Raw genomic sequence first — 14171 nt, 5'->3', positions numbered from 1 at the left:
ATAAAAAAAGCGCCCCGAAGGGCGCCAGTTTTTATAGTTGGTTTTTCACCACTTATTTTGTGCGGCGCCGGCGGGCCACCCCCAGGCCCATCAGCCCGACGCCAAGCAGTGCCAGGGAAGCAGGTTCTGGAATCGCCTGCGGTGTCAGTGGGGGATCGGTCGGATCGGTTGGGTCGGTTGGGTCGGCAGGGGTGTTGCTGCTGCCTGCCATCACCTTGAACGAAACGTTGGTGTTGTTGTCGTGGATGTTCAGCGAGTTCAGCTTAAAGGTGTACACCACTCCGGCCAGCAGTGTGATGTCGTCCCAATACGCCGAATAGCCGGCGGGTTTGGTCTTGGCAACCGAGGCATTGTCGAGCAGGAAGTCGAAGTCGAATTCCTGCACCGCGCCGCCATTTGGCGGGTTGATGCCGAAGTCGAAGGCGGTATCGGCATTGACCTTGACGTACAGCACATCCTGGTCCTTGATATGCAGCCAGTCGGCAAAGGTCCAGACGGATTCCCCGTCGGGATTCCAGCTGGCGCTGAGCGTGGTATCGGTCGACAACAGTAACGGCTTACCATAAGTCTGGCCATCTTTCGTCGGGCCCGCAACTGCGGTGCTTGCTGCCAGGGCGCAAATTACAGACAGTGCGAGCTTGTTAAACATGGATGACTCCTTCAGTGGATTGGGCTCAAGAGTCATGTAGCAATCGCTATGCCAGAAACCAAAAATGATGGATATCAAAGACTTAGTATGTGTTGCATATAGGAATGTAAAAATTCCCGACATTAAAAAATCTGATCACAAAGAAAAAAAGCACCGATCCTTGCGGCATCGGTGCTTTTCAATTGGATAAGCTAGTTACATATAGGCGGCCAGCGAGCCCTTCATTTTCTTCAAGGCGGCGGCTTCGATCTGGCGGATGCGCTCGGCCGAGACGCCGAACTCCTCAGCCAGCGTGTGCAGCGTAGCGCCGGAGCCGTCGTCGTTGGCCAGCCAGCGCGCTTCCACGATGCGGCGCGAACGGGCATCGAGCTTGGACAGGGCAGTTTCCAGGCCTTCCGACTGCAGGCGCACCACCTGTTCCGCTTCCAGCACCTTGGTCGGCTCCATATTGTCGGAGGACAGGTAGGCGATTGGCGAAAACTTGTCGTCTTCGTCGTCGGAAGGCGCTTCCAGCGCGATGTCGCGGCCGCTCAGGCGGGTTTCCATCTCGATCACATCCTCGCGCTTGACGTCCAGGGTCTTGGCCAGTTCGTCGATCTGTGCCGGCGACATGGCGTCCAGGCCCTGCTTGTGGCTGCGCAGGTTGAAGAACAGCTTGCGCTGGGCCTTGGTGGTGGCCACTTTGACCAGGCGCCAGTTCTTCAGGATGTACTCGTGGATTTCCGCCTTGATCCAATGCATGGCGTAAGACACCAGGCGCACGCCCTGGTCAGGATCGAAGCGCTTGACTGCCTTCATCAGGCCGATATTGCCTTCCTGGATCAGGTCGCCGTGCGGCAGGCCATAGCCCAGGTAGCCGCGCGCGATCGACACCACCAGGCGCAGGTGGGAAGTCACCAGCGTTTCCGCAGCCTTGATATCGTTGTTTTCCTTCAAGCTCTTGCCAAGCGCCACTTCTTCTTCGTGGGTCAGCATAGGCAGGCGATTGACAGCAGAGATATAAGCGTCCAGATTGCCCAGGCTCCCGCTGAAGCCAAGGGTCAGCGCGTTGCTGCCGGCAGGTACCAGTGCGTTTGTTGCGGTCATCTTATCTATCCTCGCTTGAAGGGAATGCTTTTCAGAGTTACCAGCATGCACGACAGAACTTAAATGATTCTTAACCTCTATCATGCCGTTCTGAACATATATTAGCACTCTCCCTTGGTGAGTGCCAATCGCTGGGATTTTATGGCTCTGATAGCAAAAACACTATCATCGCAGCGCTATTCCTTGCGTTGGATCAAAGCCAGGATACGGCGGGGACGGGGGCTTGCTCGGTGCGGGTACGCACGGAGAAATTGAAAGTTGGGGTCTGCTGGCAACAGGACATTTTGCGCGCAAAATGTCTTGTTGCCAGAGCTGACCCCGACTTTCAATTCAGGCGCGACAGGTGGCGTTGGACGGACAGCAGGGCGCCCACCAGGCCGAGGCTGGCGGACAGGGCCAGCAGGCCTGCGGTGGTCAGCGGATCGAGCGGAACGAGCTGGAATTCGGAAGCATAAAGTCTTGCTAAGTCGGCAATGGTGCGGTTCAGCGGCTGCAGGGCCAGTGCGACGCCGCCGAGGGCCACGCCGCCGGCACACAGGCCGAGCATGGCGCCGGTGTAATAGAAGGGGCGGTGGATGAAGCTGTCGGAAGCGCCGATCAGCTTGGAAACCAGGATTTCTTCGCGCTGGGTCATCACCTGCAGGCGAATCGTATTGAACACCACCGCCACCACCACCGTGCCCAGCGTCACCGCCAGCAGCAGCAGAGCTTGGCGAACCACGCCCAGGATGGCCGCCAGGCGCATGACCCAGGCCGAATCGACCTGCACCGACTCCACCCCCGGCAAGGCGCGCATCTGCTCGGCAAAGGTGTCGATCTGGGCGCCTTCCGCCGCATTCTGGAAGGCATTCAGCTTGATGACGTAGCTGTCCGGCAGCGGGTTTTCGCCCAGGGTTGCCACCACGTCGGACAGGCCGTTCTTGGCATTCAATTCTTCCAGCGCGGCTTCGCGTGTCTTGAAGATGATCTTGGCCTGCGGCGTGATGCCGCGCAGCGAGGACGCCAGGCCGGCGGCCTGCTCGCGCGGCGTGTCGGCCTTGATGAAGACGCTCAGTTCCGGTTCCACCCCCATGTGGCCGGACATCGGCCGCACATTGTCGAGCAAGGTCAGGCCCATGAAGGGCAGGGCCAGCGCAATCGCGACCACCAGGATATTGAACAGGAAAGAGCCAGGCGCCCGGCGCACATGCACCAGCGCGGCACCCAGGGCGAACAAGTGGTGGCGCAGCCAGGTGCTCATGCGGCTTCCTTCATCAGTGCGCCGCGCTCGAGATGGATCACGCGCGCCGCCGCGTCCAGGATCTGTTCATCGTGGGAAGAAATCAGGCAAGTCACGCCAACCGAGTGGAAGGCGTGCAGGGCATCGATCACCTTGCTGGCGCTGGCGCGGTCGAGGTTGGCGGTCGGCTCGTCGGCCAGGATGATTTGCGGACGGTTGACGATGGCGCGTGCAATCGACACGCGCTGCTGCTCGCCGCCGGACAGGGCCAGCGGCTGGGCATCGGCGCGCTCCAGCAGGCCGACTTTGTCGAGCGCGGCGCGGGCGCGCTGTTCCGCGGCCGAGCGCGGTGAACCGGTCACCAGCAACGGCATCATGACATTGGCCAGCACGCTGCGGTCGTTCAGCAGGCGCTGTGCCTGGAAGATCAGGCCCAGGTTGCGGCGCAGGAAAGGAATGCCGGCCGGTTTCAGGGTGCCGATGTCCTGGCCATTCACCAGCACCTTGCCGGACGTCGGCCGCTCCATGGCGGCAATCATCTTCAGCAGGGTCGACTTGCCGGCGCCGGAAGGGCCGGCCAGGTAGACCAGCTCGCCTTTGGCAATGGTCAGGGAAATGTCGCGCAGGGCGACACCGTCGGGAGAGTACTGTTTGCTGACGTGCTGGAATTCGATCATGTAGGCCGATGTTAAGCGAGCAGTGCTTCAACAAATTCAGCCGCATTGAACGGCTGCAGGTCTTCAATCTTTTCGCCGATACCGATGAAGTACACCGGAACCGGGCGTACGCGGGCGATGGCGGCCAGGATGCCGCCTTTCGCAGTGCCGTCGAGCTTGGTAATGATCAGGCCGGACAGTTGCAGCGCATCGTCGAAAGCCTTCACCTGGGCCAGGGCATTCTGGCCGGTATTGCCGTCAATCACAAGCAAGGTTTCGTGCGGCGCGCCTTCCATGCCTTTGCCGATCACGCGCTTGACCTTTTTCAGCTCTTCCATCAGGTGCAGCTGGGTTGGCAGGCGGCCGGCAGTATCGATCATGACCACATTGGTGCCGCGCGCCTTGCCGGACTGCACTGCGTCGAAGGAGACGGCAGCCGGGTCGCCCGATTCCTGGGAAATCACGGTGACATTATTGCGCTCGCCCCACACCATCAACTGTTCGCGGGCGGCCGCGCGGAAGGTATCGCCGGCAGCCAACAGCACCGACTGGCCGTGGGCCTGCATATGCTTGGCCAGCTTGCCGATGGTGGTGGTCTTGCCGGCGCCATTGACGCCGGAAATCATCATCACCAGTGGCTGGTGGCGGCCCAGCTCGAATGGCCTTTGCAAGGGCTGGAGCAGGTCGATCATCAAACGCTTGAGCGCTTCCTTGACCTGGGCGCCGTCGAGCAGCTTGTCTTCCTTGACCTTGCGCTTCAGCGCATCGAGCAGGTACTGGGTGGCGTCGACGCCGGCATCGGACATCAACAGCGCCGCTTCCAGCTCGTCATACAAGTCGTCGTCGATCTTGGCGCCGACGAACAGGATGGACAGGTTGGCGGAAGTTTTCGACAAGCCGGCCTTCAGGCGGCTCATCCAGCTTTGCTTGGGTTCGGGCTTGGCGGCGGTGTCGACTTCAAACGCCAGCGGCGCCGCAGTCTCGGTGCTGGCCGGCGCGGAAGGAGCAGGGGCCGCGGGCGTAGCGGCCGGTGCTGCGGGCGCGGCTTCCGGCGCGACCGGTTTCTTCTTGAAAAAACTGAACATGGACAGGTTGGCAGAGGGTCCTTCAATCGAACCGCGTATTCTACCAGAGGCTAGCCGAGGGCTTGCCGTTGGCGCTGCCGCCATGCGCCGATGGCAGGCGGCTTGTAATTCAGCGGTGGAATAACCGATGACCTTGCCGGGACGAGCTCCCAGATCAATCAACTTCTTGATCAATCTCAATTTAATCGCTTGTTCGCTTGGATAGACTCGCTCTCCGAACGTGTCGCGCAAGAGCGGTGCCCGGTTCCACGTAGCCGATTCTGGAGGGAATTGTTACAAAATTTACAGAAGTTACAGAAATCGCCCTCGCGTTCATTCGTCGACAGCGTTCCCATTACTACGCGACCTTGCATTCCAAGGCTTCAGTCAGACACAAAGTTGCCTGTGATGTAGCTTAGTTTCATTGGGAAACAGGGGCCAGCGCGCTGGCCCAGGACACCATCTGGACGCTTCCCGTGGCCCCCACCAGCCGTGAGGGAACGGAATAGGTCCTGAGCAAAAATGTTTCAAGTTGTAAAAATTTTATTCGGTTTACACCAGTAAAAGCCGTCATCTTGCAATACGTATTACTACGTGAATAGCAGGAAATATTGAGATCATATAAAATAGCGGGCGATCAGTGCCGAAGAGCCCTGGTGATCGATAACAAAGCAAAGAAAAGGAAGAAGCACATCATGAAGAAAACCCTGATTTCCCTGGCAGTCCTGGCAGCAGCATCCGGTAGCGCATATGCCCAATCGAACGTAACCATCTTCGGTATCATGGATGCCGGCATCGTGTCCGAACACGGTGGCAAGAACGGTAACGTGACCAAAGTGTCGTCCGGCGTCGCCAATGCATCGCGCATCGGCTTCAAAGGCACCGAAGACCTGGGTGGCGGCCTGTCCGCAGTGTTCCTGCTGGAAGGCGGCATCAAAGGCGACACCGGTGAATCCGACGTGTCCGGTTCCGTATTCCAGCGTCAGGCGTACGTAGGCCTGGTGTCCAAATCGGCTGGTTCCCTGACCCTGGGCCGCCAGTACACCCCTTGGTACAACGCCTTCGTACAAGTTGGCGATCCGTTCCAGGCTGGCCTGTCCGGTTCGGCTAAGAACATCTTCCCAGCGAACGGCATCAACGTACGCAACAGCAACTCCGTGTCCTACAAGTCGCCAGACCTGATGGGCGTCACCGCTGAAGTGTTCTACGCTGCCGGCGAGCAGAAAGAATCCTCGACCGGCCGTCAACTGGGCGCGTCGATCGGCTACCAGAACGGCGACTTCAACGCCCGCCTGGCTTACAACAACCGTAATAACGACGTCGTTGCAGGCAACGTTGTGACCGGTCGTGACATTGGCCGCAACACCCTGCTGGCCGTGAACTACGACTTCAAAGTGGTTAAAGCCTTCGGTATGTTCGGTATCAACAAAGGCCTGAACAGCGTTGCATACCCTAACGGCACCGCTTACACCGCAGCTGCAGTGGCTCCTTCGACCGACAGCCGCAACTACCTGCTGGGCGCGACCGTGCCGGTATCGGCTGCTGGCTCCCTGGTGGCTTCGGTCGCCCGCGCGGATGACCGTGATGTCGCCAACCGCGATGCCAACCAGTTCGCCATCGGCTACCTGCACAAGCTGTCGCCACGTACCACCAGCTACATGTCCTACGGCAAAATCAAGAACCGTAACGGCGCTTCCTTCACCGTTGGCAACAACGCTGAATCCGGCTCCGGTGACTCCGCTTACAACGTAGGCATCCGTCACACCTTCTAATACCTGTCGTTCCAAGGTCAAAACGGCTGCCTCGCGCAGCCGTTTTTTTTTACAATGTCGATATGAATACTTCACACCGCATCGGCAGCGCGCTGCTGCTCGCTTCAGTCACCGCCTTGCCTGCCGCGCTGGCGGCCAACAAGGCCGGCGGCCTGCCGCGCCACGGCATGGTGGTCTACTCCGACCTGTGCGTGCACCAAGGCAGCGGCGAATATGGCGGCCAGCGCATTACGCTGCAGCGTTTTGCCGAAGTCGATACGGTGATTTACGAATACACGGCGGGCGGCCTGAGTTGGCCGCTGGTGGCGACCGACGTGAATGTCGACCCGCGCGGCAAGATGATGTACTTCACTGTGCAGGAAGGCGAGGAGGAGCGCACCATCAGCGGCAAGTTCTCGCCCGGCGGCGAAACCCTGACCCTGGATGGCGGCTATTGCGACGACCAGTCGCAGCCGATGGTACTGTCGAAAGTGCGCGACTTCAGTCGCGCTGCCAAAGCCTGCCAGGCCTGCCCCGCGCCGAAGCAGCGGGGCATGGAGTGATTACTTGCCGGCCGCGACCGCCTGCTGGCGGATGGTGTCGAGGGTGGCGCCTGGCGTGATCAGGTTGCCGTCGTAGCGCAGTTCGATGATGGCCGGCAGGTTCTGCTCGCGGGTGAAGGCAAGGGCGCGCTGCAGGGCAGGCGCGAATTCCTCAGTGGCCGCAACGGTTTCGCCATGGCCGCCAAAGGCGCGCGCCACCGCGGCGAAGTCCGGGTTGTGCAGCGTGGTGCCTGAAACACGGCCAGGATATTCGCGCTCCTGGTGCATGCGGATGGTGCCGAACATCTGGTTGTTGAACACGATAATGACCACGCCCGCCTTGTATTGCACGGCGGTGGCCAGTTCCTGGCCGTTCATCAGGTATTCGCCGTCGCCTGCGAACGTCACGACGGTGCGCGCCGGGTCGATGATCTTGGCGGCTACGCCGGATGGTACCGAGTAGCCCATGGCGCCGCTGGTCGGCGCGAGCTGGGTGCGCATGCCGCCGTAAGGCCAGTAGCGGTGCGCCCATGTGGCGTAGTTGCCGGCGCCGTTGGTGATGATGGTGTCGGCCGGGCACTGGGCCTTCAGTTCCTGCACCACCTGCCATAGGTTCAATGGGGCGTTGTTGTCCTTGAAGATGGTTGGCTGCTGCTGCCAGGCGTTGTACTCGGCGCGCGCCTGCTCGACGCTGTCGCGCCATGGGCCCGCATCCACCGGCTCCATTGCGGCCAGCATGGCTGCGGCTTGCGGCATGCCGGAGGCGATCATCATTTCAGCCTGATACACGCTGCCCAGTTCTTCCGGGCTGGCGTGGATATGCACCAGGCGCTGTTGCGGCACCGGCGAGGCGATGATGGAGTAGCCGCTGGTGGTCATTTCGCCGAGGCGCGGGCCGATGGCGATCAGCACGTCGGCTGCTTTCACGCGCGCAGCCAGCTTGGGGTTGATGCCGATGCCGACGTCGCCGATGTAGTTCGGGTGTGCGTTGTCCAGCAGGTCCTGGAAGCGGAAGGCGCAGCCGACCGGCAAGTGGTTCGCTTCGGCGAACCTGCGGATGTCGGCAGCGGCTTGCTCGTTCCAGCCGCCGCCGCCCAGCAACAGCATCGGACGCTTGGCTTCGGCCAGCATCTGGCGCAGCTGCGCGATTTGCGGGGCGGAAGGGGCGCCCTGGGTCGGCACGTAGGCGCGGGTGTCGGCCACGCTGGCCTGATGGGTCAGCATGTCTTCCGGCAGGGCCAGCACCACCGGGCCCGGACGGCCGCTGGTGGCCACTTGATAGGCGCGGGCGATATATTCAGGAATGCGGTCGGCGCGGTCGATCTGGGCCACCCATTTCGCCATCTGGCCGAACATGCGGCGGTAATCGACTTCCTGGAAGGCTTCGCGGTCCATGAAATCGCTGCCGACCTGGCCGATGAACAGGATCATCGGGGTCGAATCCTGGAAGGCGGTGTGCACGCCGATCGAAGCATTGGTGGCGCCCGGGCCGCGGGTCACGAAGCAGATGCCTGGCTTGCCGGTCATCTTGCCGTAAGCGTCGGCCATGAAGGCTGCGCCGCCTTCCTGGCGGTTGATGATGAAGCGGATGCCGGATTCGTGCAGGGCGTCCAGCACGTCCAGGTAGCTTTCGCCGGGCACGCCGAAGGCGGTATCGGTGCCGTGGACTTTCAGCGCGTCGACCAGGATCTGGCCGCCGGAACGAGGAGTTTGCGTCATGGTACTTGCCTTCTTATACATGGATTTGGCATTCTATGCCTGCTATAGGGAATTGGCTTTCGGTTTTGCGACACTAAATTATATGGGCGGGGTCAGGTCCTGACCCCGGGGGCAAAGCTGGTAGAATATCGCCCGAAGCAAGCCAGACAGCCGCTGGCCCATGTTGCAAGACATGGGCGGGAGGAAGGTCCGGACTCCACAGAGCGGGGTGACGGTTAACGGCCGTCCGCTGAAAGCCAGCAATGGTATAAGGCGAGGAATAGGGCCACAGAGACGAGCGTATTAAGTTACGGTGAAACGCGGTAACCTCCACCTGGTGCAATTTCAAATAGGCACGCGATGATGTTGCTCGCGGAGCGTGCGGGTAGAAAGCTTGAGCGGCGGAGTAATCCGTCGCCTAGAGGAATGGCTGTCATAGCACCTTCGGGTGCCGTAACAAAATCCGGCCTATCGGCTTGCTTCAACTAATTCTTGAGAGATGACTCAATACATCCTCGCCCTGGACCAGGGCACCACCAGTTCACGCGCCATCCTGTTCGACCATGAGGGCAAGATCGCAGGATGCGCGGCGCAGGAATTTCCCCAGCATTTCCCCCAGCCAGGCTGGGTTGAGCACGACCCCAACGAAATCTGGAACAGCCAGATCACCGTGGCCCGCAAGGTGCTGCAGGACTTTGATATCAAGAAGGTGCGTGCCATCGGCATCACCAACCAGCGTGAAACCACCGTGGTGTGGGACCGCAAGACCGGCGAGCCGATCGCGCCGGCCATCGTGTGGCAGGACCGCCGCACCGCCGATTACTGTGAAGAGCTGCGCGCCGCCGGCAAGGCGAAAATGATCTGCGACGCGACCGGCCTTGAGCTGGACGCCTACTTCTCCGCCACCAAGCTCAAATGGATCCTGGACCACGTGCCCGGCGCGCGCGAACGTGCGCGCAAAGGGGCGCTGTGCTTCGGCACCATCGACTCCTGGCTGGCCTGGAAGCTGTGCGGGGTGCACGTGACCGACGTGTCGAACGCCTCGCGCACCATGCTGTTCAATATCCACCTGATGCGCTGGGATTCGGACCTGCTGCAGCTGTTCGACATCCCGGAAGAAATGCTGCCGCAAGTGGTCTCTTCCAGCGAAGAAGTCGGCAGCACGCGCGAAGCCTTGTTCGGCCATGCGATCCCGGTCGCCGGCATCGCAGGCGACCAGCAGGCTGCCACCTTCGGCCAGGCTTGCCACCAGCCGGGCATGGTGAAGAATACCTACGGCACCGGATGCTTCATGCTGATGCACGCCGGCCGCCACCCGCGCACCTCGCACAACCGCCTGCTGTCGACCGTGGGCTGGCGCGTCGACGGCGCCACCGAGTACATGCTGGAAGGTTCGGTCTTCATGGGCGGCGCCACCGTGCAATGGCTGCGCGACGGCCTTGGCATCATCCAGCAATCGAGCGATGTGGAAGCATTGGCCAACAGCGTGCCTGACAGTGGCGGCGTATTCCTGGTGCCGGCCTTCGTCGGCCTTGGCGCGCCGCATTGGGACCCGTATGCGCGCGGCACCATCGTCGGCCTGACGCGCGGCAGCAACAAGGCGCACATCGCGCGCGCCGCAGTGGAATCGATCGCCTACCAGAGCGCCGAACTGCTGGCTGCGATGCAGAAAGATGCGGCAATGCCGGTGACCGAGGTGCGCGCCGACGGCGGCGCCGCCCGCAACGACATGCTGATGCAGTTTCAATCCGACCTTCTCGGCGTTCCCGTGCTACGCCCGAAGGTCACCGAAACCACGGCACTGGGCGCGGCTTACCTGGCCGGCCTGGCCGTCGGCTTTTGGGAATCGCAGGAAGAAGTCGCCACGCAGTGGGCCTGCGAGCGCCGCTTCACCCCGTCGATGGGGGATGACCAGCGGGCCGAGTTGCTGGCAAAATGGAATCGCGCCACAGAGCGCGCCAAAGCATGGGAGACACCTTTATGACGGACCGTCCTTGGAACGTGGAGCTGGACGCGATCGAGAAACTGTTCGACGCGATGACCGAAGTAGCCTTCTTCGTGAAGGATCGCGATGGCCGTTATGTGGCCGTCAACAACACGCTGGCCCGCCGCTGCGGCCTGCGCAGCAAGTCCGATATCCTCGGCAAGACCGTGATGGACGTGCATCCGCGCCCGCTGGCAGCGGCCTATGAGGCACAGGACCGGCAGGTGATCGAGTTGGGCGCCACCATCGAGAAGCACCTGGAACTGCACCTGTACCCGAACCGGCGCCGCGGCTGGTGCCTGACCCATAAGGCCCCGCTGCGCAACGAGCAAGGCGATATCGTCGGCCTGGTCGGCACCTCGCACGACCTGGGCCTGGTCGATGAGCAGCATCCTGTGTACCGCCAGGTGGCCCGCATTGCGCAGCGCATCCGCGACAACTTCCACATGCAACTGAACCTGGCGGACCTGGCGCGCGAAGAGGGTTTGTCGCTGGCGCGTGTGGAACGCCTGTTCCAGAAGGTTTTCCACTACAGTCCGCGCCAGCTGCTGCTGCAATCGCGGCTGGAAGGGGCGCTGGCGCTGATCGAAGCCCACCCGGGGCGCAGCATCGCCGATATCGCGCGCGAATGCGGTTACACCGACCACAGTGCCTTCAGCCGCCAGTTCAAGGCGATGACCGGATATACGCCAAGCCAGTTCCGCACCGGCTCCGGCTCGCGTCCACCTGTGGCTTTTTCGCCCATCGCCTGTGCAGTTCACGTTGCTTGAATTAGAGAAATCACCATAACGGCGCGCACGCTTGAATTCGCGTCACCTCTCCTCGTTAGCATGGGCGCTCCCATTACATAACAGAAGAGGTGGAGACATGATGTTGAAAGCAATCGGTGCAGCAGCCCTGCTGCTCGCCGCGCAAGCCCAAGCGGATAGCGGTAACAAGCTGCACCAGCCGCCGGCGCCGCACCAGCGGCAAACCCTGCCGCCGTCGGTCGAGCAGAGCAAGTACGACCTGGCGCCAACGCGCAAGCCGCGCAATGACCTGATGCCGCGCAGCCTGAAGACCAGCATGGCGGCCATGGCGGCAACGCCGCAGTGCAAGGACATGAACGTCCTGGCAAGCTACAGCGGTGCGGCATTGGCGGAATACGTGGCCAACCTGCCGGATTACGAGTGCACCTATCCGCTGTTCTCCGCCGCGCCGTCGCTGGCCACCAGTATCTATTCCAGCGCCAACGTGAGCGCCGTCGCCAGCCGCCTGGCCAGCGAGGCGTCCAGCTACAACGGCACGAATATGAAGCTGGTGAACCTGGTGCTGTACCTGCGCGCCGGCTATTACCAGGCCAGCGGCGGCACCATTCCGGCCCTGACCGAGTCGGTGCGCGCACCGCTGCGCACCGCACTGCACGGCCTGACCCAGGGCAGCGGCCTGTACGCCAACAACACCGTTGCGCCGACCACCGCCGGCGAGACCTGGAAGCTGGTCACCAATATGCACGACGAAGTGCAGTTCCTGCCCGATGCGAAAGCGACCGTGGCCCGTTTCACCAATAGCTCGCCGTCGGTGCCGGGGCCGGCGGAACTGTTGAAGCAGGACAGCGCCGGCGCGGGCATGACCGGTGCGCTGACCGTGCTGTTCCGCGCCCACACCATGCCGGACGTGGGCACGGCCATGTCGAACGACATTTCCTATGCCAACGCACTGTACAAGTTCATCACCAACAACAAGACCGCCCTGCTGAACAGCAATGCCGCCTACCAGCTGACCGATGCATCGAACGAGACCTTCCGCTTCATGCAGTACGCCGGCCTGAAGGCGCAAGTCAAGCCGATGGTGCAGAACACGCTGAACAACAGCACCATGCTGGGCGCCGACAGCGGCATGTGGCTGGCGGCAGCGTCGGCCGTGAAGTACTACGACAACGGCAATTGCGCGCAGTATGGCGTGTGCAATTACGAAGACCAGTTGGCCAATGTGGTGCTGAAAACCAGCTATAACTGCAGCCCGACCCTGCGCCTGCGCGCCCAGGACGTGACGCAGGCGCAGGTGCAGGAAATCTGCTCCGCACTGGCGGCCGAAGAGGGTTATGCCCACACCATGCTGCAGACCAACCGCACCCCGGTCGCGCATGACAACAACACAGCGCTGGAACTGGTGGTGTTTGACGACTACACCAACTACAGCAAGTACGCCAGCGTGATCTACGGCATCGACACCAATAACGGCGGCATGTACCTGGAAGGCGATCCTTCGGTGGTGGGCAACCAGGCGCGCTTTATCGCCCACGAGGCTTCGTGGCTGCGCCCGACCTTCAAGGTGTGGAACCTGGAGCATGAATACGTGCACTACCTGGACGGCCGTTACGACATGTACGGCAATTTCAGCCTGGGCACTTCCGTGCCGACCGTGTGGTGGATCGAGGGGATCGGGGAATACCTGTCGCTGAAGAACAATAACCAGCCGGCCATCGACATGGCGCGCAGCCGCAAGTACCGCCTGAGCGACATCTTCGGCAATACCTACTCGATGTCGGACTACCAGGACCGCGCCTACCGCTGGGGCTATATGGCGACCCGCTTCATGATGGAGCGCCACCGTGCCGATGTGGACCAGGTGCTGGCCAAGTTCCGCGTCGGCGACTATGCGCGCTACAACGACTTCATGCGCGACATCGGGACCCGCTATGACAACGAGTTCGCGGCTTGGGCCGATGCGGCCACCACCGCCGGCGAGCCACCGCTGCCGGACAGCGTGTCGAACCTGCCGACCTGCAGCGGCCAGGCTTCGCCAACCTACCTTGGCAAGAACTGCGCGATCCGCAGCCTGTCTTCCGGCACGCGCACCTACCTGCACCTGATCGTGCCGGCTGGCGCCAAGAACGTGAAGATCATGAGCGCGGGCGGCAGCGGCAATATGGACATGTACCTGGCCCTGAACCGCTACCCGAGCACCTCGTCCTATGATGTCGCGTCGACCAATGCCGGCAATGCTGAAACGATCAGCATCGCGAGCCCGGCGGCCAACCAGTGGTATTACCTCACCCTGGAAGCCAAGCAGCCGTTCAGCGGCGTGACGGTAGGTGTGACTTACGAGTGAGAAGTATCGCAAGCCGTATAATGTAGGCAAGCGGCGCTAGCGCCATTTGTCTATACAAGTTGCCGCCCAGTCCACACTGGGCGGCATGTTTTTTCGAGGGTAAAGAGCGCGCGCCAAGCGCGACAAGCAGTGATTCTCCGGTGATTCCGGTCTGCGGCACTTGTTGCTAATTTGCTAAAGTGTCGTTGTCTTCAGGCAACCAACTGCGGTTTTGCAAATTTATTTCTAGTCATTTTTACCGCATTTGGCCAGCCCTGCACGTGAAGTAGCACTTTCAGTATCTTTCATAAGTCCCTAATTTCTCAATGGTTTTTACTTCGGCTATTTCTCAAGGAATGCCGCTAAGTCCTTAATTTCATTGGACAAATCGCTGTTTTCGCTTGGGAAATTCGCTTGACCACCTTGTGCGCTTCCTCTAAAGTGGGCGAT

General features: G+C 61.2%; 11 protein-coding genes and 1 other RNA gene. 6 read left to right on the top strand and 6 right to left on the bottom strand.

Annotated features, from left to right (window positions below):
- Positions 1-52: 52 nt before the first annotated feature.
- From BM269_RS29810 to ftsY, 5 genes are all read right to left on the bottom strand, one after another.
- A complete protein-coding gene (locus BM269_RS29810) occupies positions 53-649 on the bottom strand; it encodes a PEP-CTERM sorting domain-containing protein (RefSeq protein WP_229204633.1) in 597 nt (198 codons plus the stop codon).
- Between the two features lie 195 nt (positions 650-844).
- On the bottom strand, positions 845-1735 hold the full coding sequence (gene rpoH, locus BM269_RS13195; protein ID WP_090437465.1) for an RNA polymerase sigma factor RpoH: 891 nt from the start codon (positions 1733-1735) through the stop codon (positions 845-847).
- 325 nt (positions 1736-2060) lie between these two features.
- Positions 2061-2975, bottom strand: coding sequence for a permease-like cell division protein FtsX (ftsX, locus tag BM269_RS13190; protein ID WP_090437464.1), 915 nt, complete (start codon positions 2973-2975; stop codon positions 2061-2063).
- Positions 2972-3631: a cell division ATP-binding protein FtsE gene (locus BM269_RS13185; RefSeq protein WP_090437463.1), complete on the bottom strand. Its 660-nt coding sequence runs from the start codon at positions 3629-3631 to the stop codon at positions 2972-2974. The genes ftsX and BM269_RS13185 overlap by 4 nt, the downstream gene beginning before the upstream one ends.
- A gap of 11 nt (positions 3632-3642) precedes the next feature.
- Positions 3643-4695: a signal recognition particle-docking protein FtsY gene (gene ftsY / locus BM269_RS13180; protein WP_090437462.1), complete on the bottom strand. Its 1053-nt coding sequence runs from the start codon at positions 4693-4695 to the stop codon at positions 3643-3645.
- A gap of 674 nt (positions 4696-5369) precedes the next feature.
- On the opposite strand from ftsY, the gene BM269_RS13175 reads away from it, so the two are divergent.
- Together BM269_RS13175 and BM269_RS13170 are read left to right on the top strand one after the other, a co-directional pair.
- On the top strand, positions 5370-6446 hold the full coding sequence (locus BM269_RS13175; protein WP_090437521.1) for a porin: 1077 nt from the start codon (positions 5370-5372) through the stop codon (positions 6444-6446).
- 62 nt (positions 6447-6508) lie between these two features.
- On the top strand, positions 6509-6988 hold the full coding sequence (locus tag BM269_RS13170) for a hypothetical protein (protein WP_090437461.1): 480 nt from the start codon (positions 6509-6511) through the stop codon (positions 6986-6988).
- Here the strand turns inward: BM269_RS13170 and BM269_RS13165 are convergent, their stop codons facing one another.
- Positions 6989-8686, bottom strand: coding sequence for a thiamine pyrophosphate-binding protein (locus tag BM269_RS13165; RefSeq protein ID WP_090437460.1), 1698 nt, complete (start codon positions 8684-8686; stop codon positions 6989-6991). It abuts the gene before it with no gap.
- A gap of 134 nt (positions 8687-8820) precedes the next feature.
- On the opposite strand from BM269_RS13165, the gene rnpB reads away from it, so the two are divergent.
- The 4 genes from rnpB (at position 8821) to BM269_RS13145 (ending at position 13742) form a co-directional block, all read left to right on the top strand.
- Positions 8821-9152: RNase P RNA component class A (rnpB, locus tag BM269_RS13160), an RNA gene on the top strand.
- Positions 9153-9164: 12 nt separating this feature from the next.
- Positions 9165-10649: a glycerol kinase GlpK gene (glpK, locus tag BM269_RS13155; protein WP_090437459.1), complete on the top strand. Its 1485-nt coding sequence runs from the start codon at positions 9165-9167 to the stop codon at positions 10647-10649.
- Positions 10646-11419 (top strand): AraC family transcriptional regulator, encoded by a 774-nt coding sequence (locus BM269_RS13150; protein ID WP_229204632.1) that lies wholly within the window; start codon positions 10646-10648, stop codon positions 11417-11419. Before glpK ends, BM269_RS13150 begins: the two co-directional genes overlap by 4 nt.
- Before the next feature lie 97 nt (positions 11420-11516).
- Positions 11517-13742, top strand: coding sequence for a M9 family metallopeptidase (locus BM269_RS13145; protein WP_090437457.1), 2226 nt, complete (start codon positions 11517-11519; stop codon positions 13740-13742).
- Positions 13743-14171: the final 429 nt, after the last annotated feature.

The organism is Duganella sp. CF458 (assembly GCF_900113115.1).
GTDB lineage: Bacteria > Pseudomonadota > Gammaproteobacteria > Burkholderiales > Burkholderiaceae_D > Rugamonas.
The sequence above is the reverse complement of the archived record's forward strand: the minus strand, read 5'-3'. Positions and strand labels throughout refer to the sequence as shown.

Excerpts from the sequence above, each read along its gene's own strand:
- BM269_RS29810 (WP_229204633.1), bottom strand. The coding sequence starts at position 649 with ATGTTTAACAAGCTCGCACTGTCTGTAATTTGCGCCCTGGCAGCAAGC.
- rpoH (WP_090437465.1), bottom strand. The coding sequence starts at position 1,735 with ATGACCGCAACAAACGCACTGGTACCTGCCGGCAGCAACGCGCTGACC.
- ftsX (WP_090437464.1), bottom strand. The coding sequence starts at position 2,975 with ATGAGCACCTGGCTGCGCCACCACTTGTTCGCCCTGGGTGCCGCGCTG.
- BM269_RS13185 (WP_090437463.1), bottom strand. The coding sequence starts at position 3,631 with ATGATCGAATTCCAGCACGTCAGCAAACAGTACTCTCCCGACGGTGTC.
- ftsY (WP_090437462.1), bottom strand. The coding sequence starts at position 4,695 with ATGTTCAGTTTTTTCAAGAAGAAACCGGTCGCGCCGGAAGCCGCGCCC.
- BM269_RS13175 (WP_090437521.1), top strand. The coding sequence starts at position 5,370 with ATGAAGAAAACCCTGATTTCCCTGGCAGTCCTGGCAGCAGCATCCGGT.
- BM269_RS13170 (WP_090437461.1), top strand. The coding sequence starts at position 6,509 with ATGAATACTTCACACCGCATCGGCAGCGCGCTGCTGCTCGCTTCAGTC.
- BM269_RS13165 (WP_090437460.1), bottom strand. The coding sequence starts at position 8,686 with ATGACGCAAACTCCTCGTTCCGGCGGCCAGATCCTGGTCGACGCGCTG.
- glpK (WP_090437459.1), top strand. The coding sequence starts at position 9,165 with ATGACTCAATACATCCTCGCCCTGGACCAGGGCACCACCAGTTCACGC.
- BM269_RS13150 (WP_229204632.1), top strand. The coding sequence starts at position 10,646 with ATGACGGACCGTCCTTGGAACGTGGAGCTGGACGCGATCGAGAAACTG.
- BM269_RS13145 (WP_090437457.1), top strand. The coding sequence starts at position 11,517 with ATGATGTTGAAAGCAATCGGTGCAGCAGCCCTGCTGCTCGCCGCGCAA.